We start from the raw sequence: 21,711 nt of genomic DNA on the forward strand, positions 1-21,711 counted from the left end.
AGCCTTACGGGTCGAGTGTTAAGGCATACGTAAAACCACGCAACCCGACTGCCACGGCCAGCAATCCGACGCCAGATTGGTCTAGCGCTTCTGCAAGGCTGTCAATCCACTCTGCGCAAACACCGGCACAAAGTCCCCCAGCTTCATCGCTCTTTCCGGGTTAGATGCATTGCCGTCCAAGGCCCGCTTCAACACCCCCTGCAGAATGCCCGCCATGCGGAAGAAGCTGAAGGACAGGTAAAAGCCGAAGTTGTCGATGCCCGGCAAGCCGCGGCGGCGACAATAGGCTTCGATGAAGGCCGCGTCCGAGGGAAGCCCAAGCGCCTTGCGATCGATCCCGGCAAGGCCGCGTCCCTCCTGACCCGGCGGCATCTGCCATTGCATGATCACCCCGGCCAGATCGGCATAGGGATGGCCGATGGTCGACAATTCCCAATCCAGCACGGCCAGGCATTTCGGAGCCTCGGCGCTGAAGATCATATTGTCGATCCGGTAATCGCCATGCACCAATCCCCGTTGACCATCGTCTGCGGGCATGCCCTCTTCCAGGGCGGTGATCAGCTCATCCATTTCCGGGATGCTGCGGGTTTCCGAGGCGCGGTATTGCTTGGTCCACCGACCCAGCTGACGTTCGAAGTAATTGCCGGGCGGGCCGTAATCCGACAGGCCGACACTGTCGATATCCACGTCATGCAGCGCGGCCAGCACCCGATTCATGTCATCGATCACCGCACCGCGCTCTGCCGGGGCCAGGTCGCCCATCACCGGATCGGTGAAGTTCCGCCCCGCCACATGGTCCATGATATAGAAGGACGAGCCGATGACCGCATCATCCTCGCACAACAGGTGCATCTTCGCGACCGGAACCTCGGTGTCGGCCAGCGCCCTTTGCACCCGGAACTCCCGATCGACCGCATGGGCGGATTTCAGCAGCACCCCTGGCGGTTTGCGGCGCAATACGTAATTCCCGGCAGAGGTCTTCAGCAGGAAGGTCGGGTTGGATTGCCCGGTTGCGAATTTCTGCACCTCCACGGCGCCGTCAAACCCCGCAAGACGGTCACCGACGTAGGTTTTGATGGCCTCGATATCCAGTGTCTGGGTGTCGCTGCTCATGTCTTGCTCCTTCAGCTATAGCTCATCAATTCAGCACGCTTCGCATCATGAAAATGCGGCACTGCATTGAATTCATGCAAAAAGAACCGCTCTTTCGAGGAGATGAAGCGGGTCAGGGAGGTGTTCTTCACCTGCAGGTTCAAGGTGATCATCTGCGCATCCGGCACCTGCAAGGTGGCAGCAACGAGGCGCGCGATCACGCCGCCGGAACTGACCACCAGCACGCGCTCTGCCGCGGTGTCGGCGGCATGCTGGCGCGCATCCTCAACGCGGGCGGTGAAGTCTTTCCAGCTTTCGGATGCGCCAGTCACCCCGCCCTGCTGCCATTCGGCCAGGGTTTCGCGCAGGGCCCGAAAATGGCTCTTGCGATCGGTGATCACCTCATCCGGAGCCTTGCCGCCGTATCGTTGATGCAGCAGGTCGTGGAAGTCATATTCGTTCCATCCCGCGTGTTCTTCCGGCTCCAGGGAAAACCCCATTTCCTCCAGCGTCTGCTGTTGCCGGGCCAGGCTTCCCGTGATCGCCCGATCCGGATGCCAGCCCATCGCGCGCAGGGTCTCTCCCAAGAGTTGCCCCTGCCTGCGCCCCAAGTCGCTCAGCTGATCGTAATTGTCGGCGCCAAACGACGCCTGCCCGTGGCGCACCACCAGTATTTCTGCCATGGCTCAGCCCGTGAACTCGGCCGCAAGGCTCGCGCCCGCTGCCCGGTATTCGCCATCGATCCGCGCCACCAAATCGGCCACAGAGCACACCTCGGTCACCGCGCCGATCCCCTGCCCCGATCCCCAGATTTCCTTCCAGGCCTTGGGTTTGGAGGAGCCGCTGCCAAAGTTCATGGAGGAGGCATCCGCGGTGGGCAGATCGTCAGGATCAAGCCCGGCCCGGCTCACCGATTCTTTCAGGTAGTTACCCCAAACCCCTGTAAACAGGGAGGAATATACAATGTCTTCGGCGCCGCCGTCGACGATCATCTGCTTGTATTCGCTTTGGGCATTGGCCTCATGAGTGGCAATGAACGGCGATCCCGCATAGCCGAAATCGGCCCCCATCGCCCGCGCCGCCAAAAGCGACTCTCCCGTCGCGATGGCACCCGAAAGGGCAAGCGGGCCGTCAAACCAACTACGGATCTCCCGGATCAGGGCCAGCGGCGACTGTTGGCCGGCGTGCCCCCCGGCACCTGCGGCCACGGCCACAAGACCATCGGCGCCCTTCTCGATGGCCTTCTTGGCGAAGCGGTTGTTGATCACATCATGCAAGACCACGCCACCACAGGAATGCGCCGCCTCGTTGACCTCGGGACGCGCACCCAAGGAGGTGATCCAGACCGGCACCTTCCAGCGTGTGCAGATTTCCAGATCCCGTTCCAGACGGGTGTTGGAGCGATGCACGATCTGGTTGACCGCAAATGGTGCGGCCGGTCGGTCGGGATTTTCCTGGTTGTGGCGGTCCAGCTCTTCGGTGATCTGTTTCAGCCAAGCCTCCAAGAGCGGCGGCTCACCTTCGCCCTCGCGGGCATTCAGCGCCGGAAAGGCACCGATGATGCCCGCCTTGCATTGCGCGATCACCAGTTCCGGTACCGAGATGATGAAAAGCGGCGAGGCGATCAGCGGAATACGCAATCCACGCAGCGCCGCAGGCAGATGATCCTCATTCCGGGACCAGGTTGTTTCGTTCATATTCAGCCCTCTAGGGTTTGATGTTCACGCTCAGTCCATGGCGCTTTGAAACAGGTTGTGCCCCGACATCACATTGATGCCGCCGGAGACCGGGATCACGGCCCCTGTCACATAGGCCCCCCCGCGCCCGGACAGGAACAGCACCGCGCCGGCAATATCCTCTTCCCGGCCCACGCGACCCAGCGGAACATCACGGCCCACCTTTTCACGTTTCTCCTCATCGCCGGTCGCAAAGGCGGTCATCCGCGACACGAATGGTCCCGGTGCCAGGGCGTTGACCGTAACATGGCTTTGCGCCAGCTCTTTGGCCAGAATTTTCGACATGTGGATCACCGCAGCCTTGGAGGCAGCATAGCTATAGGCACCATCACCCATCGGGATTTCCCCCATGACGGAGCCAACATTGATCACCCGCGCCGGATCGTCCGCATGGGAGGAGGCGATTAGCATCGGCAGCAGTTTTTGGGTGAGGTCAAACACGGCGGTCACATTGACGTTCATCACCTTTTCCCAGGCCTGATGGGGAAATTGCCCCAGCGGCGCGCCCCAGGTAATGCCCGAGTTGTTCATCAGGATGTCCAGCTTATCGGTGCGGGATTTGACCTCTGCCACCAGGGCGTCGATCCCCTCGGCATCGCCCACATCGCCAGCAAAACCTTCGGCCCGCCCCGGTGCATCCAGCGCGTTCAGTTCTGCCGCAACCGCCTCGCAGACTTCGCCCTTGCGAGAGGCGATCAACACGCGTGCGCCAGCCCGTACCATGGCTTCGGCAGCCATCCGGCCAATCCCCGTCGCCCCGCCCGTGACCAAGGCGGTTTTTCCTTCCAGTGAAAAGAGTTCTTGCATTTTCCTCATCCCTCAAAAGCCGCGCAGCCGCGCCACCTGTGCAGCGTGATAGCCGTAGTCGCCCAACCATTCTGCGGCGACGCGGGCACGTTTCATGTAAAATCCCATATCGTAGGCATCGGTCATCCCGATCCCGCCGTGCATCTGCACCCCTTCACGCACCGCCAATTGCGCCGTGTCGGTAGCCCGGGCCTTTGCCAGGGAGACCGCAAGGGTCGCATTGCCCGGATCCAGATCCAGCATACGCCCCGCATGCAGGATCGCGGAAGAGGTCAGTTCCAGCTCGCACCACAGATGCGCCGCGCGATGCTGCAACGCCTGGAAGCTGGCGATGGGCACGCCGAATTGCTTGCGCTCTTTCAGATAGTCTGTGGTCATGCAAAAGGCCGCCTGCGCCAAGCCTGTGGTTTCCGCCGCCAGCGCCGCCTGCCCGGCTTCCAGCCCGAAGCGCAGCAAACTGGCGCCATCACCTGCGGCGCCCAGCAGTTCATCGCCCGAAAGTTCGACATTCTCAAAGGTCAGGTCCGCGGCATCGCGGCTGTCGATCATATCGGTCGAGCTCCGCGTCAGCCCCTCTCTGTCGGCGGCCAGATCGAACAGGCAGAGCCCGTCATCGCTTTGGGCCAGGACAAGGACACGATCCGCCGTGCCGCCATCGACGACAAAGCGTTTTTCGCCGTTAAGTACATAGCCATTTCCGCGTTTTTCCGCTTTGAGTTCAATCCGGTCGGGGTTGAACTTCGCGCCCTCATCCAGGGCCAGCGCATAGGTATGCGCGCCTTCGGCAATGGCCTTCAGGGCCGCCTGGCTGCGGGCATCCTTCAGCTGGCGCAGCACGGATACGGCAATCACTGCGGTGCTCAGGAAGGGGCTGACGGTCAGCGTCCTCCCCATTTCCCGGGCCAGCACATGGGCCGCTGCATGGCCCATATCCACGCCGCCTGCAGTTTCGGGCACCAGGATCCCGGCCCAGCCGGCGGCAACCATTTCCTGCCACAGCGCATCGTCACGGGTTTGCCCTGCATCGCGCAGCGCGCGTAGGCGCGAGACCGGCGCGGAATTGTCCAACAGCGCCCGCGCGGCGTCTTGGAGCATGGTTTCTTCTTCGGTTTGAATGAGTTTTGCCATGGTCTTCATGCTCCGAGCCCAAGAATACGACGGGAAATGATCGACAGCATCACCTCGGAGGTCCCACCCTCGATCGAATTTGCCTTGGTGCGGAGCCAGGTTGGCGCGCGGCCATCCTCCCAATTCAGCGCCTCGCTGCCGGCAGCAGCCATCACCAGCTCCAGGCGGCGTTTGTTCAGCTCGGTTCCGACATATTTCAGCATCGCTGACGCATCACCCACGCCCTGCCCGCCTTCGGCCTGATCCTTGTAGCGCTCCAGCGTCAGTTCCATCGCCAGCGCGTCCACTTCGGTGCGCATGGCATCGGCGCGCAGTACCGGATCGCTGAGCCCGGTTTCCGAGTTCGCCAGAACCGCGCCCAGGGCCCGGCCCGATCCCATCACCTGCCCGCCTGCGCTGATCATCTCGCGCTCATGGGTCAGCAAGTATTTTGCCACATCCCAGCCGCGGTTCACCTCGCCGACGACCTGCTCCTTCGGGGCCTTCACATCGTCAAAGAACGTCTCGCAAAAGGGCGATGCGCCAGAAATCAGTCGGATCGGTCGGGTCGAGATACCTTCGCTGCGCATGTCCATGAGCACAAAGGAAATTCCCTTGTGCTTAGGCGCGTCGCGATCGGTGCGAAGCAGGGCAAAGATCCAATCTGCCTTGTCCGCGTAAGAGGTCCAGATCTTTTGCCCGTTGACCAGCCAATGATCGCCCTTGTCCTCGGCCCGGGTCTGAACGCCGGCCAGATCGGAACCCGCCCCCGGTTCGGAGTAGCCCTGGCACCAGCGGATCTCACCACGGGCGATCGGGGGCAGGAATTCCTGTTTCTGCGCTTCTGTGCCGAATTTCAGCAAGGCCGGGCCCAGCATCCAGATGCCAAAGCTGTTGAGCGGGGAGCGTGCGCCAATCGCCGCCATTTCTTCCTTCAGGATCTTCTCCTGATCGCGGGACAATCCGGCGCCACCATAGGCTTTGGGCCATGTCGGCACCGTCAGACCCACCGCGGCGCAGCGTTCCAGCCAGGTCCGCTGTCCTTCCGAGGAAAACACCCAGTTGCGCCCGCCCCAGCAGATAGCGCCTTCGCCGCTGGCGCCATCGCGCATATCCGCAGGACAGTTATCCTCTAGCCACGCGCGGATTTTCTTGCGAAAATCAGGCGTATCGGCAAACTCAATGCCGGTATCTGTGGTCATCTTTCCCCCCATGTTCTCCCCCATTGACGCAACGTGGCGTCAATTGTTTCGCATAGCAGAATTGCATTTCGCTATTGCGTTGACAACGCTCGGCCGCAGAAGAAGACTTAACGTAATTTCAGCCCCAACAGGCGGCACGGAGAGGACAAACACCATGAAAGCAATGCTCAGCACCACACCTGGCGGACCGGAAACACTGGCCTGGACCGAGCAACCGACGCCAAAACCTGCCAAGGGCCAAATGCTGATCGAGATCCATGCTGCGGGCGTCAACTACCCCGATACGTTGATCATCCAGGATCTCTACCAGGTGAAACCGCCGCGCCCGTTTGCGCCCGGTGGCGAGATTGCCGGCGTGGTTTCTGCACTCGGTGACGGGGTCGAGGGCTTCTCGGTCGGGGACCGGATCCTTGCCCTGACCGGCCACGGGGGCTTTGCCACGCATCTGTGTATCGACGCAGGCCGGGCGGTGAAGATCCCGGATTCGATGCCCTTTGAGGACGCCGCCTGTTTCATCTTTACCTATGGCACCTCTTATCACGCCCTGAAGGATCGCGCCCATATCAAACCGGGTGAAAGCCTGCTGGTCCTGGGCGCTGCCGGCGGTGTCGGCATTGCTGCGATTGAATTGGGCAAGGCCATGGGCGCCGAGGTCATCGCGGCGGTCTCCTCGGACGACAAGGCGTCTTTCTGTCGCGAGAGCGGAGCCGACCAAACCCTGGTTTACAAGCGCAGCCTCGACAAGAACGAACAGAAAGAGTTCTCATCCCAGATCAAGGAGTTGTCCGGCAAAGATGGCGTTGATGTGATCTATGATTCCGTCGGCGGCGCCTATTCCGAACCGGCCCTGCGTGCCATGGCCTGGGAAGGGCGTTTCCTGGTCGTCGGCTTTCCGGCCGGCATTGCGCAGATCCCGATGAACCTGCCCCTGTTGAAGGGCTGTGACATCGTCGGCGTATTTTGGGGGGCATCGGTGTTTCGGGATCCGAAAGGCCATGCCGAAAACATGGCAGAACTGTTTGCGATGTACGACAGCGGCGCCATCAAGCCCCGCATCAGCCAGACCTTCCCGATGGAGGATGCGGCCCAGGCCCTCGAGCTGGTGCAGGACCGCAAGGCCCTTGGCAAGATCGTCCTGGTCAACAGTTGATTGCAAATCCGGGCAAAGGGCCAAGAAGCGACATTGTTCAAAAAGGAGTCTTTCAGCCGTCGCATTCTGCGCATTCTTCCTGTAGTTTCCGGCACATAAACCACACAGGAAATCCGCGATGCCCAGCATTCTGCTCTTGAATGGTCCAAACCTCAACCTGTTGGGCACCCGACAACCCGAAGTTTACGGGCATGAAACCCTTGCCATGGTCGAGCAGGGCTGCATCTCCCATGCTGAAAACAAATGGGGGATCACGCTGGAATGCCTGCAGTCCAACCACGAAGGCGCCCTGCTGGACGCCATTCACGCGGCACGGGGGCGCCACGACGGCATTATCCTGAATGCGGGCGCCTATACCCATACCTCCATCGCCCTGATGGATGCGCTGTTTTCCGTTGAACTGCCTGCGGTTGAGGTTCATCTTTCAAACATCCATGCGCGGGAAGAGTTTCGGCATCGCTCCTATATCTCCCGCGCGGTGATTGGGCAGATCTGCGGATTTGGCAGCACCGGCTATCTACTGGCCATCGATGCGCTGGCCGAACGGTTTCAAACGGAGGCAAAGCCTGAATGAAGCTCTCGGAGTACCTGCATGTGGTGTGCGGCGCCAGATCCCTTGAGGAGTTATGGCATGCCCATGTCGCACAGATGGCCGAGTTCGAGTTCGACAGGCTGATCTACGGCTATACGCGCTACAAGACGGAAACCTCGCTCGGGGATCCCGATGACTTTGTCATCCTGTCCAATCACAGTTCCGAATATCTCAACGGGTTCCTGCACAAGGGGCTGTATTCCAGCGCCCCGATGCTGCGCTGGGCGCTTGAGAATGAAGGGGCGGGCAGCTGGCGGCTGATCCAGAAGATGTTCGAAGACGGCAAGCTGGGGCCGGAGTCCGAACGCGTGGTCGAGTTCAACAAGAAGATGAACATGCAAGCGGGCTATACGGTCAGCTTCTACTCCACCTCTGCCCGTTTCAAGGGGGCAATCTCCCTTGGTGCCCGTTGTGATCTGAGCCAGGACGATGTCGAAGCCATCTGGCAGGACCATGGCGAGGAAATCGTCCTGATGAACAATGTCGTCCATCTGAAAATCCTCACCCTGCCCTATGCGCCGCCCAACCGCGGGCTGACCAAACGCCAGAAAGAGGCGCTGCAATGGGTGGGCGACGGCAAGACCACCCAGGATATTGCCCTGTTGATGGGGCTGACTCCGGCGACCGTCGAAAAACACCTCCGTCTTGCACGCGATGCCCTGGCTGTCGAAACCACCGCCCAGGCCGTGCTCAAAGCCGCGCTGCAAAACCAGATGTACGTGATGGAGACCTGAGGATCCCGGCAGCCTGCCGGTGATTCCCGGATTTCTGCCCGCCGGAAACGGATCGCAAGACCGAATAGACGCCATTTAGCGTCAAATAGGTAAGGAATCCACTACTACCTTTATCGTATTGAAAACTGCACTCTACACCCGTTCCGTGAGTGGTGGCTTTAGCCTAGGAACTTTGGGAAACGATCCTTGTAATATCAGGGCTCTCTGACCTGTGTGGATACCGGCGTTTATAGTCAGCGCCGGTTTCCATGTTTTTGGGGTCCCATCCATCCCCATCAATGGGGCCCCATTCCCCCCACCCTGTCCCCGAACGTGAAGATCAGTGCCGAGCACACTGGTGTTTTGGCCTTCCAACCAAAGAACCGCATTCGGCCGCCTGCTTCCGCCGCGCAGGCACACAAAGTCCAGCGCAGCGAGCCAGCGCAAAGGAAAAGGCCGACGGGTTTCCCCATCGGCCTTCGCATGTGTTTGATGCCTGAGCGATCAGCCCTGAGCAGCCTTTGCAACCTCGGCTGCGAAGTCTTCCTTCTCGACCTCGATGCCTTCGCCGACTTCGACGCGCACGAAACCGGTCACGGTTGCGCCCGCTTCCTTGGCTGCGGTTTCGACGGTCAGGTCCGGGTTCACCACGAACTGCTGGTTCAGCAGGGTGGATTCAGCCACGAATTTCTTCATGCGGCCGACGATCATCTTCTCGATCACCTGCTCGGGCTTGCCGGATTCGCGAGCGATATCCATCTGAACCTGCTTTTCCTTCTCGACAACGGCCGGATCCAGATCGTCTTCGCTCAGCGCGGCGGGGTTCACCGCGGCGATGTGCATTGCGACCTGCTTGCCGAAGGCTTCGTCGCCGCCGGTCATCGCGACCAGAACGCCGATCTTGCCCATGCCGTCAGCGGCCGCGTTGTGCACATAGGACACAACGGTTTCGCCTTCGATCTTGGCCATGCGGCGCAGGGTCATGTTCTCACCGATGGTGGCGATCTTGTCGGTCAGGGTATCGGCAACGGATTTGCCGCCCAGGTCGGCTGCGTTCAGACCGTCAACGTCCGCGACGTTCAGGGCTGCCTTGGCGATGCCGGCAACCATGGTCTGGAATTCGCCGTTCTTGGCAACGAAGTCGGTTTCCGAGTTCACCTCGACCGCGACGCCGGTGCCACCTTCGACAACAACGGCCACCAGGCCTTCTGCGGCGGTACGGCCGGATTTCTTGGCCGCCTTGGCCAGACCCTTGGTGCGCAGCCAGTCAACGGCCGCTTCCATGTCGCCATTGGTTTCGGTCAGCGCTTTTTTGGCGTCCATCATGCCGGCGCCGGTGGAGTCGCGCAGTTCTTTTACGAGTGCAGCTGTGATTGCCATCTTTGGCTCTCCTCAAATCGAAACGGATTGGGGCAGGAGATACCCTGCCCCTGATGTCAAATCTATGACAGGTGGGATCAGGCTTCGGCTTCCTCGGAAACGGCTTCCTCTTCCGGAGCCTCTTCCAGGGCGCCCAGATCCACACCAGCCGCGCCCAGCTGGGCGGTCATGCCGTCCAGAGCTGCACGGGCAACCAGGTCGCAGTACAGAGCGATGGCGCGCGATGCGTCGTCGTTGCCGGGGATGATGAAGTCAACGCCATCGGGCGAGCAGTTGGTGTCGACAACAGCCACAACCGGAATACCCAGTTTCTTGGCTTCGGCGATGGCCAGGGCTTCTTTTTTTACGTCGATGACGAAGAGCAGATCCGGCACGCCGCCCATTTCGCGGATCCCGCCGAGCGAGGCCTGCAGTTTGGTCTGGTCGCGTTCCATGCCCAGGCGCTCTTTCTTGGTGAGGCCTTCTGCACCGGATTCCATGCGCTCGTCGATTTCCTTCAGACGGTTGATCGACTGGGAAACGGTTTTCCAGTTGGTGAGCGTGCCGCCCAGCCAGCGGTGGTTCATGTAGTACTGAGCCGACTTTTCAGCCGCTTCCGCGATCGGCTGTGCCGCCTGGCGCTTGGTGCCGACGAACAGGATGCGGCCGCCCTTGGCGACGGTGTCACGAACGACCTGCAGCGCCTGGTCCAGCATCGGAACGGTCTGGGTCAGGTCCATGATGTGGATGCCGTTGCGCGCGCCATAGATGAAGGGCGACATGCGCGGGTTCCAACGCTGAGTCTGGTGGCCGAAGTGAACGCCAGCTTCGAGCAGCTGACGCATGGTGAACTCGGGAAGAGCCATGCTATTCTATCCTTTTCCGGTTTTATCCTCGGCGGGGGTCTCAGAGCGGATGCTCCAACCGGCGGTCTGTCAGGGATGTCTCCCCTGAATCAGACCAAACCCCGCCTGCGGGTTCGATGGCGCGCGTATAGGACACCTGTGGGCCCGGGGCAAGGGCTATTTTGCCGCCGTCCGGCGCAACATCTCATGCCCCTGACGCACCGCGTCTTCGCAATGGGCGGCCAGGGCCTTGCGACTGGGGAAATCGCGCACCCGGACGGGCGGATGATAAAGCAGCTCCACCCGCCCCTGGCGCAGGGCGGCAAGGGTTTTCAGCAGATGCGGGCCGAATTCCATATCGCCCCACCAGCCATAAAACCGCTCCTCCTGGCCTTTGGGCGCAAAGAAAACCACCGAAACGGGCTGAACATGCATGAAGTCATGCAAATGGTCATTGAAGAAGGCTGCAAACAGCGTGGTCTTGAAAGGCAGTACCCGCAGCCCATCGGTCGAGGTGCCTTCGGGGAAGAACAACAGCTTATGCCCCGCCTTCAGGCGTTCTTCGAACAGGAGTGTCTGTTTGCGGGCCTGTCTGGGGTCGCGGTCGACAAAAACCGTTCCCGTGGCCCGGGCCAGCCAGCCGATGCCCGGCCATCCCGCAACTTCGGATTTTGATACGAAATAGATCCGCTTGCGCGCATTGAGCGCGAAGATATCCAGCCAGGAGCTGTGGTTTGCAACCACGGCACCGCGTTCCCGCATCAGCTCACCCCGGGTGGAAAATCCGATCCCAAGTACCCGGAAGGCGTTGCGACAGACGACTTGGGTGATGAAGGGTGTCACCGGCCGGTGCAGCCCGCATAAGGGCTGTTCGACCAGCCGCACCAGAAGCAGGATCAGCAATCCGCCAAAGACCAGGGTGCCCAGAACAAGCACCCGGATCACCACCAGCCCCCATCCCAAGGCACCGATACGGATCGGCTCGGGGTCTTCCTCACTATGCCAAACGGGGGTCATCCTGTGCTCATTCCCCATTGGGTCCTGCGTAGATCCGCTTTTGGCGGGCGTTCATCCGCTTGGTATCCAGGATCAGGCAGACATCGGTGGTGTTGAAACTGTGATCCACAAAGGCCCCGTCACCGACAAAACCGCCAAGCCTGAGATAGGCCTTGATCAGCGCAGGCACCTCGACCATGGCCTTGCGCCGGTCCAGCGACGCAGGCGCGCGCAGGTCCATGCGCTGATACGCCCTGGAGCGCACCCGCAACTCCTTGGGCGCCAGATGTTTTTCATGCAGCAGCGACAGCGGCGCGGCCAGCGTCTCGACATTGGTTCCCGGAAAACTCGCAACGCCGAACAGAACCTCGATCTCACGTTCGGCGACATATTGCGCCAGCCCATTCCACAGATGGTACATGCCTGCACCGCCGCGATAGTCCGGATGCAGACAAGACCGCCCCAATTCCAACAGCTTGCGTCCCGAAGATTTCAGCGGCTCCAGATCGTATTCGTCTTCGGAATAGAACTGTCCAACCTCTGCCGCGCGATCACTGGTCAACAGACGGTAGACGCCAACCACCTCTCCCGTCGCCCGGTCACTCAGAAGCATATGGTCGAAATGCGCATCGAACCGGTCCTGCTCCAGCCGGGCGTCGTGATCGACCATCTCGCCATCGCCGCCCAGTTCCTCGACGAAGACCTGGTAGCGCAGGGCCTGTGCCGCGTGCAGATCGTCGGCGGTTTCCGCCAGACGGACAGAGAAGTCATGGGAAGGGTCGGGCATCAGATTTCTCTGCAGTCACGTCTGCTGCGGGCATAGCGTATCCGGCTTGAAACAGGCAAGAGATTAACAAAACTGAAAAGGCTTTATTAACAATTCGTAAACCATTATGGCTCAAACACCGGAACAAGGGGCACCTGGCTGCTGGCGAAGACAAGCTTGCCCTGGTCCCGAAAGTTCACGGTGATTTTGCCTGCGGCATTGGACTGGACCTGGCCCACCCCCCACTCGGGGTGGTCTGGATGTTTCACCAACATGCCCGGCGACAGGATTGCATTGAGGTCGGTCATGAGAATTGGCCCAATTCGGAGGATATTACATGGCTGTAGATAACGAAGATCTGCCCGCATTGATAGGGTCTCGGATCTGCCACGATCTGATCAGCCCGATCGGCGCCATCAACAACGGTTTGGAGCTTCTGGGCATGTCCGGTGAAGTCTCCGGCCCCGAGATGGAGCTGATTTCGGACAGTGTCACCAATGCCAATGCCCGCATCCGCTTTTTCCGTGTCGCCTTTGGCGCCGCTGGTGATCAGCAGATGGGCCGGGCCGAAGTGGTTTCGGTGCTGGATGACATCAACAAAGGCGGTCGGCTCGCCTTTCAATGGGCGCCGCTTGATGGCGCCAGCCGCAGCGAGGTGCGCATGGCCTTCCTGGCCGCACTCTGCCTCGAAAGCGCCCTGCCCTATGGCGGCACCGTTGCCATTCTCTGTGCTGACGGGCAATGGACCGTGATCGGCGAGGGCCGGAAGGTCAATATGGACGAGGCCCTCTGGGCGCGGCTGACGGACAAGACTGCCGATGTCGAAATCACCCCGGCGCAGGTTCAGTTCGCGCTGCTGCCGCAGGCCGCCGAACAGGCAGGCCGGACCATCACCGTTGATCCGATGCTGGAAAAGATCTCGATCCACTTCTAAGCGCACCGACTGCGCCAAAGCAAAACGCCACCCATCTGGGTGGCGTTTTGCGTTTCCCTTTCCTTATGCACGAACGGTTCCGTCCCCGCGCACCAGGTATTTGAAACTGGTCAGCTGCGCCGCCCCCACCGGGCCACGGGCGTGCATCTTGCCGGTGGCAATGCCGATCTCGGCACCCATGCCAAATTCCCCGCCATCGGCAAACTGGGTAGAGGCATTGTGCATCAGGATGGCGCTGTCCAGTTCGGCAAAGAACTGCGCGACCGCCGCCTCATCCTCGGTCAGGATACAATCGGTATGCTGGGAGTGGTGGGCGCGGATAAAGGCGATTGCCTCGTCGATATCCGAAACCTGACGCGCAGCGATGATGGCGTCGAGGTATTCCTTGCCCCAGTCCTCTTCCGCGGCGGTGACCATGCCATCGGGGCCGGGCAGCCCGTCCTGAGCGTGGATTTCAACGCCCGCCTGGGCCAACGCCGTCAACACATCCTTGCCGATGGTTTCGGCAATGTCGCGGTGGATCAACAGACATTCGGCAGCGCCGCAGATCCCGGTGCGGCGGGTCTTGGCATTCAGCACCACATCCAGCGCCTTTTGCGGATCGGCCGCCTTGTCGATGTAGATATGCACGATACCCTCCAGGTGGGCAAAGACCGGCACCCGCGCCTCGCGCTGGACCAGACCCACCAGCCCCTTGCCACCACGCGGCACGATCACATCCACGTAGTCGGTCATGGTCAGCAGTTCCTGCACCGCGGCGCGATCCCGCGTCGGCACCAGTTGCACCGCGGTTTCGGGCAGGCCTGCGGCCTTCAGCCCCTCGACCAGGCAGGCATGGATAGCGCGCGCGGAATGGAAGCTTTCGGAGCCGCCGCGCAGGATCACCGCATTACCGGACTTGAGGCAGAGCGCGCCGGCATCGGCCGTCACATTGGGGCGGCTTTCATAGATCACGCCGATCACGCCAAGCGGCGTGCGCACCCGCTGAATGCGCAGGCCCGAAGGCTGCGTCCATTCTTCCAGAACCGCGCCGACCGGGTCCTCCTGCCCAGCCACGGCACGCAAGCCATCAACGATACCCTGGATGCGCGCCTCGTCCAGCATCAGCCGGTCCATCATTGCAGGCGACAGGCCCTTGTCACGGCCATAGTCCATGTCCCTGGCGTTGGCGGCGATAATCTCCGCCCGCTGCGCCCAGACCGCATCTGCCGCAGCCAGCAGCGCCTTTTCCTTGCGCTCAGCGCTGGCGGTTGCCAATTCGGCGGCTGCGAGTTTTGCATTCTTGCCAAGCTCAGCCATGAGAGCCTGGATATCTGTATTGTCTTTCATCGATCTTGCCTTTGACACCCTCGCGCAGATCCTACTGCGAAATCCGAGGGAAATTCCATAAAGAAGCGGATCAGAAGGCGATGTCGTCCCGGTGGATCAGCGCGGCACGGCCCGGATAGCCAAGTGTCGCCTCAATCTCTGCCGACTGGCGCCCCTGGATGGCGCGGGCCTCGTCACCGGTATAGCGCGACAGCCCCTGCCCCAGTTTACGCCCGTCTGGGCCAAGGATGGCCAGGGGCTCACCCCGGCCAAAATCTCCTTCGACATAGCGCACCCCAGCGGGCAGCAGGCTGTTGCCGTTCATCAGCGCATGGGCGGCGCCGGCATCCACGGTGATCACGCCGCGGGTCTTCATTGCCGCGATCCAGCGCTTGCGCGCCGCCTGCGGATCGCCCTGTGCTGTGAACCAGGTACAAGGCGCACCATCTTCCAGGGTTTTCAGCGGGTTCAGGGCGGAACCTTCCGTGATCACCATGGCGCAACCGGCTGCGGTTGCCATCTTGGCGGCCATCAGCTTGGTGATCATGCCGCCCTTGGAGAGGCCCGAGACACCTTCGCCCGCCATGGCTTCGATCTCGGGGGTGATGTCATCAATGCGCTCGAACCGCTTCGCCGTGAGGTCCACCGCCGGATTGGCGCTGTAGAACCCATCCACATCCGATAGCAGCACCAGCGTATCGGCGCCGACGGTCACCGCCATCTGCGCCGCCAGCCGGTCATTGTCGCCATAGCGGATCTCATCCGTGGCGATGGTGTCGTTTTCATTGACGATGGGCACCGCGCCAAGGCCGATCAGGGTTTCCAGCGTGGCACGGGAGTTGAGGTAACGGCGCCGATCCGCGCTGTCCTCCAGCGTCACCAGTACCTGCGCGGTGGTGATACCATGGGGCGCCAGCGCCTCTTCATAGGCGCGGGCCAGGCGGATCTGTCCGACTGCGGCGGCCGCCTGCGATTGTTCCAGCGGCAATTCCGTGCGCGGCAGGCCCAGAACGCCCCGCCCCAGCGCAATCGAGCCGGAGGAGACGATCACCACATCCTTGCCTTTCGCCTTTAGCCAGGCGACGTCATTGGCCAGGGAATGCAGCCAACCGGCGCGCAGCTGCCCGGACTTGCGATCCACCAGCAGGGCCGAGCCGATCTTGATGACGACCCGGCGCGCATCGCTCAGGGCCGCCACGTCTCTTCCTCCTCCTGGGGTTTCAGGCGCAGGCGATCCTCGTCAATCTGGCTGCGCAGGGCGCGCAGCACCTCTGTCAGACCTTCGCGGCTGACCCCGGACATCAGGAAAACCGGCCCGCCGACGGCTTCTTCGAGGGCGGCCTTGGCCTCGGCCCGCTCCTCGTCATCCAGCGCGTCCACCTTGTTCAGCGCGGTGATGCGGGGTTTGTCGGCAAGTTCACCGCCATAGGCTTCCAGCTCGCCGATGATGGTGTGATAATCCTCGACCAGCGTATCGGATGTGCCATCCACCAGATGCAGCAGCACGGCGCAGCGCTCCACATGGCCAAGGAAGCGATCCCCGATGCCGCGCCCTTCATGAGCGCCCTCGATCAGGCCCGGAATATCGGCCACCACGAATTCGGCATTATCAACGCCGACGACGCCCAGGTTGGGGTGCAGCGTCGTAAAGGGATAATCGGCAATCTTCGGCCGCGCGTTGGAGGTCGCCGACAGGAAGGTGGATTTGCCCGCATTGGGCAGACCCAGAAGCCCTGCATCCGCGATCAGCTTCAGGCGCAGCCAGATGGTGCGATCGACGCCGTCCTGGCCCGGGTTGGCCCGGCGCGGCGCCTGGTTCACCGAAGTCTTGAAGTGCAGGTTGCCAAAGCCGCCATTGCCGCCCTTGGCCAGCAATACCCGCTGGCCCAGTTCGGTCATGTCGGCCAGAACCGTCTCTTCGTCCTCATCCAGGATCTCGGTGCCGACGGGAACCCGCAGGATGATGTCGTCACCATCCTTGCCGGTGCGCTGGCGCCCCATGCCGGACTGGCCGTTCTTGGCAAAGAAGTGCTGCTGGTAGCGGAAGTCGATCAGGGTATTGAGCCCATCCACGGCCTCGGCCCAGACCGAGCCGCCCTTGCCGCCGTCACCGCCATCCGGGCCACCGTATTCGATGTATTTCTCGCGCCGAAAGCTGATGCAGCCATTTCCCCCGGCGCCGGAGCGGATATAGACCTTTGCCAGATCGAGGAATTTCATGTGAGCTCCTTAACGCGGCGCCCCGTTCTGCGGCCCCGCAGCTTCATTTCCCGGGCAAGCGGCACCTGTTTGCGCCGCCTGCATGTCATTGCCAGTGCCTTACCCCATTGTCAGGGGGCCGCCAATCACTGTTTGCGGCTGTAGGTCCAGGTCGGAACCGTCGCATCGCGGGCGACGCAGAAGGTTTCCGCATCCCCCAGATATTCAAAGCCGCAGTGGATCAGCACCCGGGCCGATGCCGGGTTGTCCTGAAACACGGAGGCAAACATTGCAGCACTGCCCAAGGGATTCGCCTTGACCAGGGCTTCCAGCGCTTCCGAGGCAAGCCCTGTGTTCCAGAAGGCCGGTGCAACCCAATAGGCCACCTCGGCCTGGTCGCGATCCATCCGCTTGAGTCCGATCACGCCCTTCAATTCATCGCCGCCGGACGGCGTGCCATCGATGGCCCAGATCTCTTCCTCGCGGTCTGCGCCCATGGCACGGGTGACATAGGCCTCTGCCGCGCCGGGCGGCAAGGGATGCGGAATCCAAGAGGTCATCCGCGCCACACGTTCATCTCCCGCATAATGGGCAATCAGGCCTTCGTCCGATTTGCGCAGCGGACGCAGCAGAAAACGCTCCGTCTCGATGATGGGGTACTGGCTCATCTGATCCAAACTCATCCCGCCTTCCTCCTCAAATAACTTCGACCAACCAGCCCCTGATGCCACGGCCGGGAAAACACCTAGATAGGTACGGATCCCCGAACTGCCAGATGATGGTCGTCTCTCTCCCCTCAAAACAGCTTCAGCAGCGTGCCGCAAAAACTGAAAAGGGGACCGGCAGTATCGCCGATCCCCCTAAATATTTCTTTGCCACGTCGGGTTCGGCTTACTCAGCGGCCTCCGCCACTGGGAGAACCGATACAAAGGTGCGGCCCTTGAGGCCCTTGTGGAAGGTCACAGCACCGTCGGTGGTTGCAAAGATGGTGTGATCCTTGCCCAGACCAACGCCTTCGCCCGGCCAGAACTTGGTGCCGCGCTGACGTACGATGATGTTGCCTGCGATGGCCGCCTGGCCACCATAGAGTTTCACGCCAAGGCGGCGACCGGCTGAGTCGCGGCCGTTACGTGAGGAACCGCCAGCTTTCTTATGTGCCATTGTCTATCTCCTTAGCCTTTGGCCAGCTCTTTGGCCTGCTCAACCCATTCGGGCTTCACTTTGATCGCGTCGATAGCAGCAATGTCGTCTGCCGACAAGGCCGCGATCTGAGCAAAGCTGGTGATGCCTGCGTCGTTCAGCTTCTTAGCGGCGGCAGGGCCAACGCCGGTCAGCTGGGTCAGATCGTCTGCGGAAGCAGAAGCCGGAGCAGCTTTGGGAGCAGCTTTGGCAGCGGCTTTCGGAGCAGCTTTGGTTGCGCCCGACGCCAGGATCTCGGTGATTTTGATCAGGGTCAGTTTCTGACGGTGACCCTTGGTGCGCTTGGAGGAGTGCTTACGACGACGCTTCACGAAGTGAATGAGTTTTTCGCCTTTGATCTGGTCGATCACCTCTGCCTTCACGGCAGCGCCATCTACCAGCGGAGCACCGACCACGGGGGCGTCGCCACCGAGCATCAGGACTTCGTCGAACTGGATTGTTTCGCCGGCATCTGCAGCAAGTTTCTCAACGCGGAGCACGTCGCCCGCCTGAACCTTGTACTGCTTGCCGCCAGTCTTGAGGACCGCAAACATATGCGTCTTTCCTTTTTCAACCGCGTCCTTTGGCCCCTGCATCAAACAGGTGTTTTTGGCTGTCGGCCCATTGGCCGGGTGCCGCCTCGAACAGCGCGACCCTCGAAGGGGCCGTTATGACAAAATAACCCCGGCGCAGAGAGTCCGAGCCGGGATGGGCGCTATTTAAACAATACCGCCCCTATGTCAACCACTGATTGCCACTTGTGATCTTGGCGCAGGACGCAGACCAGTTACCCCCGCGCCGCCCCCGAGGTGGTCAAAGCTCTTCGCCCTGCCCCAGATCCTGCATCCGGAAGGCCAATTCCTCGAACCGGTTGGCGGTGATTTCATATTGCACCGCGTTCAGCAGCTCGTAGACCTGCTGCATCAGGGGCGTTTCCAGCGCCCGCACATAGGCGTCGACCTCTGCGTCTGTGAACCCCTGATAGGTATAGGCCGAGGCCGCCATGGCAGAAGCATTGAGCGCCATGCGCATGCTGGGCGCCTGATCGCGCTGCCAGGCCCGCAAGCCTTCCGCGTCCAATTGCAGATCAATCACCCCGGCGGCGCTGGCTGCCATGATAAAGCGGAACTGGATCTGCTGAACCGCCTTCACCCCGGTGTCCGCGGCATCAATGGCCTGGTTCATACGCTGCAACAAGGCAATCCGGTCGCTGCCCTCACGGACGAGGTCCGCAATGATCCGTTGCCCGGCGATCTGCTTGACCTCGTCATCCTCGATCATGTGAGAGGCGTTTTCGGCGGCGACCAGACGCTGCCCCAGGGCGCTGCCATAAAAGGCCTCCGCATGGGCCAGCGCCGTATCCTCCAGGGTGTCCACCAGGATATCCAGTGCCAGATCCCGCATCCGCCCGGTATCAAAGACCTGATCCGCCATGCGGCTCCAGCCGACGCCAAAATCCCCCGCCTCAAGCCCCAGCATCTGCGGTGCGCCGCTGGCCGACAGGGCAATACTGTCAAGCGCGACGTCAAAACCGGTCACCTCGAGAAAGCTCATCACACGGGATCGATCCGCGGCCTGGGCCGGGGCTGCCGGAAACAGCAGGCTGGCAACGATGAGAAACGCAGTCAGAGCGGCACTGAACGGAGGGAGGCGAAGGATTGTCATAGCATCAAACCTAGGTGAAATTACCTGACAAGCAATGAAAAAGAGGGTTTCTGGCGAGAAGTTGAAAATCCCCCTTGCGCCCGTCAAAATTCACTATTAAACCGCCGCTCACCCCCCGCGGAGAGGTGCCGGAGTGGTCGAACGGGGCGGTCTCGAAAACCGTTGTCCCTTCACGGGGACCCAGGGTTCGAATCCCTGTCTCTCCGCCACTATCCCCCTGATATCGCTGCAAAACTCGCCCGACTTAGGGCCAAGGAATCCCCTATCTATTTCCTGAGCTTCGGGCCAATAGTGTCATACTATGACACCTTTTGTGGCTTCCGGGTATGCCGACTATGCCCACTTAGGCCGGTATCTATGCCCCTTTTCAAGACTGACAGCCCCCCCGAGCATGAAAAAAGGGGACCCCGCAATCGCGGGATCCCCTCCTCATTTCACCAGGCATTTCTTAGCGAAACCCGTTATCGCCATCTGCGGAAACTCGAGCCTTCTCTTTCGCGGTAAGATACCTGAGATAGTAGCGCTCTGTGGTCAGCACCGATCCATGGCCGATGTATTTCTGAACGCGATAGATGGACCAACCCTCCTTGAGGCGTTCAATGGCAAACTTGTGCCGAAGATCATGCAGCCGGGCATCAAACCCTGTTTCTTGTCCGTATTCCCAGAAGAGGTTCGACGGGTCCTTGTAATAGCCGTGTTCGGTAGAGTTCCAGAAAATATAGGGAGAGACATTTGATCGAGGGATTTTCAACAGGATAGGCCGATGTTCGCGTTCAAGCAAATAAACGGGCTGAAGCTATTTTTTGGCCGGGAAGTCCTTGAGACGATTGATAGATGTAATCAGCTTGCGGCGGAGGCTGTCTCTTGATGGGTCGTGATGTAGCCGCCGGTGACAATTTGGGCAGCAGGCGGCCGCGTTTTCGATCACGTCCGGGCCATCTTCTCCAAGCGGCCTGACGTGATGCACCTCTAAGAACGCTTCGCCGTCAATGCGTTTGAACGGCGCGGGAGAACCGCAGTTTTCGCAAATACCAGCTGCCTCCTCCAGCACTCAAGCTATGACTTCCGGATCGCGGATATATCGGTCAGATGTAGCAGAAGTTCTTCGAACCTTCTCTTGGCCTTTTGGGGGAGTGGCCCCGTTCAAGCGCATTCGCTTGCGTGCGCGTTCGACTCGCTCGGACAGCTCTTTCGGGTCTCCCGTCGGAACTTCGCAAGCATCAGGATTGGCTAACATTTTAGCTATGAAATCCGCTGACATGCTGGATGCATCAGGCCAGCGTATCCGCAATCTTAGCCTCTTTGTCCGATTGCCTCCCTTTTTTGACTTTGTCTCATGCTCGCCGGTCGCCCGCCCAATAGCCAACCGGAGTTCGTCGAAGTCTGATACTGACGCAAGTTCGAGCGGCAGCGTGTAGCCTAATGGTCGAATTTGGCGCATGCTCTCTGGCAACCGCATCGCCTCGGAGCTGGCAACTTGAAGATCGTCCAGCACCATGCCTACCTGTGCCATTCGGCGTAGGTGTATTACCAGAGCAGGCGCGTAGTCAGTATTTCGAGGCGGGCGCCCGCCAGTGGACCCACCTCGAGACTCGATAACAAGGTCAAAACCGTCTTTGAGGGATTCAACTGAAAACTTCGCGTCGAGTTCGTCGCCTTTTTCATCACGAGGTTTATACATCTGCATACGCCTTAGGTTTTTGGATGCTATATCGCACTTGGCGAATGATTGGAGTATTTGCGGCGGGCGAAACGTCACCACGCTCTATCAACTATTCGACGGTCGGCACCGCAACTTCATCGATCATAGAGATGCCAGGAGAGCTCGCAAAGCAAAGGCAGTAGATTTCGCAAAGTCGATATCCGGCCGCCCGAAATGCTGCGGCATGCACGAAAGTCGAGTTTGGCGAAGCTGCGGTGCGGCGCTGGTTGCCATTGTGAAAGGCCGCTATGGGCCGGTATCGCATGTGAGGTTCCTGATGTTCTAGGCTCAGGACTCATAGCCAGTAAATGACGAGGGCTGCGAGGGCGATGGCGGACAGGAAGACCTTCGGACATCTG

25 protein-coding genes and 1 tRNA gene are annotated in these 21,711 nt (G+C 60.7%); 5 read left to right on the forward strand and 21 right to left on the reverse strand.

The window, feature by feature from the left end; all coding sequences use genetic code 11:
* Positions 1–81 precede the first annotated feature (81 nt).
* Genes PXK01_RS12885 through PXK01_RS12910 form a run of 6 tightly spaced genes read right to left on the reverse strand, consistent with a single transcriptional unit; the run spans position 82 to position 5,944 of the window.
* Complete coding sequence (locus PXK01_RS12885; protein WP_274846880.1) at positions 82–1,113, reverse strand: phosphotransferase family protein; 1,032 nt, start codon at positions 1,111–1,113, stop codon at positions 82–84.
* 11 nt (positions 1,114–1,124) lie between these two features.
* Entirely contained in the window at positions 1,125–1,775 is a 651-nt protein-coding gene (locus tag PXK01_RS12890; RefSeq protein WP_274846879.1) for a histidine phosphatase family protein, read from the reverse strand.
* Between the two features lie 3 nt (positions 1,776–1,778).
* Positions 1,779–2,789 carry an NAD(P)H-dependent flavin oxidoreductase gene (locus PXK01_RS12895; protein WP_274860368.1) on the reverse strand — a complete coding sequence of 337 codons (1,011 nt, stop codon included), beginning with the start codon at positions 2,787–2,789 and terminating at the stop codon, positions 1,779–1,781.
* Between the two features lie 30 nt (positions 2,790–2,819).
* A complete protein-coding gene (locus tag PXK01_RS12900; RefSeq protein WP_274860370.1) occupies positions 2,820–3,635 on the reverse strand; it encodes an SDR family NAD(P)-dependent oxidoreductase in 816 nt (271 codons plus the stop codon).
* Positions 3,636–3,647: 12 nt separating this feature from the next.
* On the reverse strand, positions 3,648–4,763 hold the full coding sequence (locus PXK01_RS12905; RefSeq protein WP_274860372.1) for an acyl-CoA dehydrogenase family protein: 1,116 nt from the start codon (positions 4,761–4,763) through the stop codon (positions 3,648–3,650).
* Between the two features lie 5 nt (positions 4,764–4,768).
* Complete coding sequence (locus PXK01_RS12910; RefSeq protein WP_274860374.1) at positions 4,769–5,944, reverse strand: acyl-CoA dehydrogenase family protein; 1,176 nt, start codon at positions 5,942–5,944, stop codon at positions 4,769–4,771.
* A gap of 154 nt (positions 5,945–6,098) precedes the next feature.
* On the opposite strand from PXK01_RS12910, the gene PXK01_RS12915 reads away from it, so the two are divergent.
* From PXK01_RS12915 to PXK01_RS12925, 3 genes are all read left to right on the forward strand, one after another.
* A complete protein-coding gene (locus PXK01_RS12915; protein WP_274860376.1) occupies positions 6,099–7,094 on the forward strand; it encodes an NADPH:quinone oxidoreductase family protein in 996 nt (331 codons plus the stop codon).
* Positions 7,095–7,212: 118 nt separating this feature from the next.
* Positions 7,213–7,668 carry a type II 3-dehydroquinate dehydratase gene (aroQ, locus tag PXK01_RS12920; protein ID WP_274860377.1) on the forward strand — a complete coding sequence of 152 codons (456 nt, stop codon included), beginning with the start codon at positions 7,213–7,215 and terminating at the stop codon, positions 7,666–7,668.
* A complete protein-coding gene (locus PXK01_RS12925; RefSeq protein ID WP_274860379.1) occupies positions 7,665–8,420 on the forward strand; it encodes an autoinducer binding domain-containing protein in 756 nt (251 codons plus the stop codon). Before aroQ ends, PXK01_RS12925 begins: the two co-directional genes overlap by 4 nt.
* Positions 8,421–8,903: 483 nt before the next feature.
* On the opposite strand, the gene tsf is transcribed toward PXK01_RS12925, so the two are convergent.
* The 5 genes from tsf to PXK01_RS12950 form a co-directional block, all read right to left on the reverse strand.
* Positions 8,904–9,779 (reverse strand): translation elongation factor Ts, encoded by an 876-nt coding sequence (gene tsf / locus PXK01_RS12930; protein WP_274860381.1) that lies wholly within the window; start codon positions 9,777–9,779, stop codon positions 8,904–8,906.
* A gap of 77 nt (positions 9,780–9,856) precedes the next feature.
* The gene (gene rpsB, locus PXK01_RS12935) at positions 9,857–10,624 is read right to left on the reverse strand and encodes a 30S ribosomal protein S2 (protein ID WP_274846870.1); all 768 of its coding nucleotides are present in this window, start codon (positions 10,622–10,624) and stop codon (positions 9,857–9,859) included.
* Between the two features lie 156 nt (positions 10,625–10,780).
* The gene (locus PXK01_RS12940; protein WP_274860383.1) at positions 10,781–11,620 is read right to left on the reverse strand and encodes a lysophospholipid acyltransferase family protein; all 840 of its coding nucleotides are present in this window, start codon (positions 11,618–11,620) and stop codon (positions 10,781–10,783) included.
* Between the two features lie 7 nt (positions 11,621–11,627).
* Complete coding sequence (locus PXK01_RS12945; protein ID WP_274860384.1) at positions 11,628–12,386, reverse strand: GNAT family N-acetyltransferase; 759 nt, start codon at positions 12,384–12,386, stop codon at positions 11,628–11,630.
* Positions 12,387–12,490: 104 nt separating this feature from the next.
* The gene (locus PXK01_RS12950) at positions 12,491–12,673 is read right to left on the reverse strand and encodes a DUF3553 domain-containing protein (protein ID WP_274860385.1); all 183 of its coding nucleotides are present in this window, start codon (positions 12,671–12,673) and stop codon (positions 12,491–12,493) included.
* A 29-nt stretch (positions 12,674–12,702) separates the two neighbouring features.
* Here PXK01_RS12950 and PXK01_RS12955 point away from each other — a divergent pair, with 29 nt between their 5' ends.
* The gene (locus PXK01_RS12955) at positions 12,703–13,299 is read left to right on the forward strand and encodes a histidine phosphotransferase family protein (protein WP_274860387.1); all 597 of its coding nucleotides are present in this window, start codon (positions 12,703–12,705) and stop codon (positions 13,297–13,299) included.
* A 63-nt stretch (positions 13,300–13,362) separates the two neighbouring features.
* On the opposite strand, the gene PXK01_RS12960 is transcribed toward PXK01_RS12955, so the two are convergent.
* The 7 genes from PXK01_RS12960 to PXK01_RS12990 form a co-directional block, all read right to left on the reverse strand.
* Positions 13,363–14,628 (reverse strand): glutamate-5-semialdehyde dehydrogenase, encoded by a 1,266-nt coding sequence (locus PXK01_RS12960; RefSeq protein WP_274860388.1) that lies wholly within the window; start codon positions 14,626–14,628, stop codon positions 13,363–13,365.
* Positions 14,629–14,698: 70 nt separating this feature from the next.
* Entirely contained in the window at positions 14,699–15,805 is a 1,107-nt protein-coding gene (proB, locus tag PXK01_RS12965; RefSeq protein WP_274860389.1) for a glutamate 5-kinase, read from the reverse strand.
* Complete coding sequence (obgE, locus tag PXK01_RS12970; protein WP_274846863.1) at positions 15,793–16,827, reverse strand: GTPase ObgE; 1,035 nt, start codon at positions 16,825–16,827, stop codon at positions 15,793–15,795. Before obgE ends, proB begins: the two co-directional genes overlap by 13 nt.
* A gap of 125 nt (positions 16,828–16,952) precedes the next feature.
* A complete protein-coding gene (locus tag PXK01_RS12975) occupies positions 16,953–17,489 on the reverse strand; it encodes a GNAT family N-acetyltransferase (RefSeq protein WP_274846862.1) in 537 nt (178 codons plus the stop codon).
* 208 nt (positions 17,490–17,697) lie between these two features.
* Positions 17,698–17,967 (reverse strand): 50S ribosomal protein L27, encoded by a 270-nt coding sequence (gene rpmA, locus PXK01_RS12980; protein WP_192966544.1) that lies wholly within the window; start codon positions 17,965–17,967, stop codon positions 17,698–17,700.
* Between the two features lie 11 nt (positions 17,968–17,978).
* On the reverse strand, positions 17,979–18,539 hold the full coding sequence (locus PXK01_RS12985) for a 50S ribosomal protein L21 (protein WP_274860390.1): 561 nt from the start codon (positions 18,537–18,539) through the stop codon (positions 17,979–17,981).
* 259 nt (positions 18,540–18,798) lie between these two features.
* Positions 18,799–19,650, reverse strand: coding sequence for a DUF2059 domain-containing protein (locus PXK01_RS12990; RefSeq protein WP_274860391.1), 852 nt, complete (start codon positions 19,648–19,650; stop codon positions 18,799–18,801).
* A gap of 119 nt (positions 19,651–19,769) precedes the next feature.
* On the opposite strand from PXK01_RS12990, the gene PXK01_RS12995 reads away from it, so the two are divergent.
* Positions 19,770–19,859: transfer RNA gene (locus PXK01_RS12995), tRNA-Ser, on the forward strand.
* A gap of 239 nt (positions 19,860–20,098) precedes the next feature.
* Here PXK01_RS12995 and PXK01_RS13000 read toward each other — a convergent pair.
* Genes PXK01_RS13000 through PXK01_RS13005 form a run of 3 tightly spaced genes read right to left on the reverse strand, consistent with a single transcriptional unit; the run spans position 20,099 to position 21,331 of the window.
* Entirely contained in the window at positions 20,099–20,401 is a 303-nt protein-coding gene (locus tag PXK01_RS13000; RefSeq protein WP_274860392.1) for a tyrosine-type recombinase/integrase, read from the reverse strand.
* Between the two features lie 45 nt (positions 20,402–20,446).
* Entirely contained in the window at positions 20,447–20,701 is a 255-nt protein-coding gene (locus PXK01_RS21990) for an HNH endonuclease (RefSeq protein WP_446728450.1), read from the reverse strand.
* Positions 20,702–21,331, reverse strand: coding sequence for a hypothetical protein (locus PXK01_RS13005; RefSeq protein WP_274860393.1), 630 nt, complete (start codon positions 21,329–21,331; stop codon positions 20,702–20,704).
* Between the last annotated feature and the right edge of the window lie 380 nt (positions 21,332–21,711).

This window comes from Phaeobacter sp. PT47_59, assembly GCF_028890025.1.
In the GTDB taxonomy this organism is placed as follows: domain Bacteria; phylum Pseudomonadota; class Alphaproteobacteria; order Rhodobacterales; family Rhodobacteraceae; genus Phycobacter.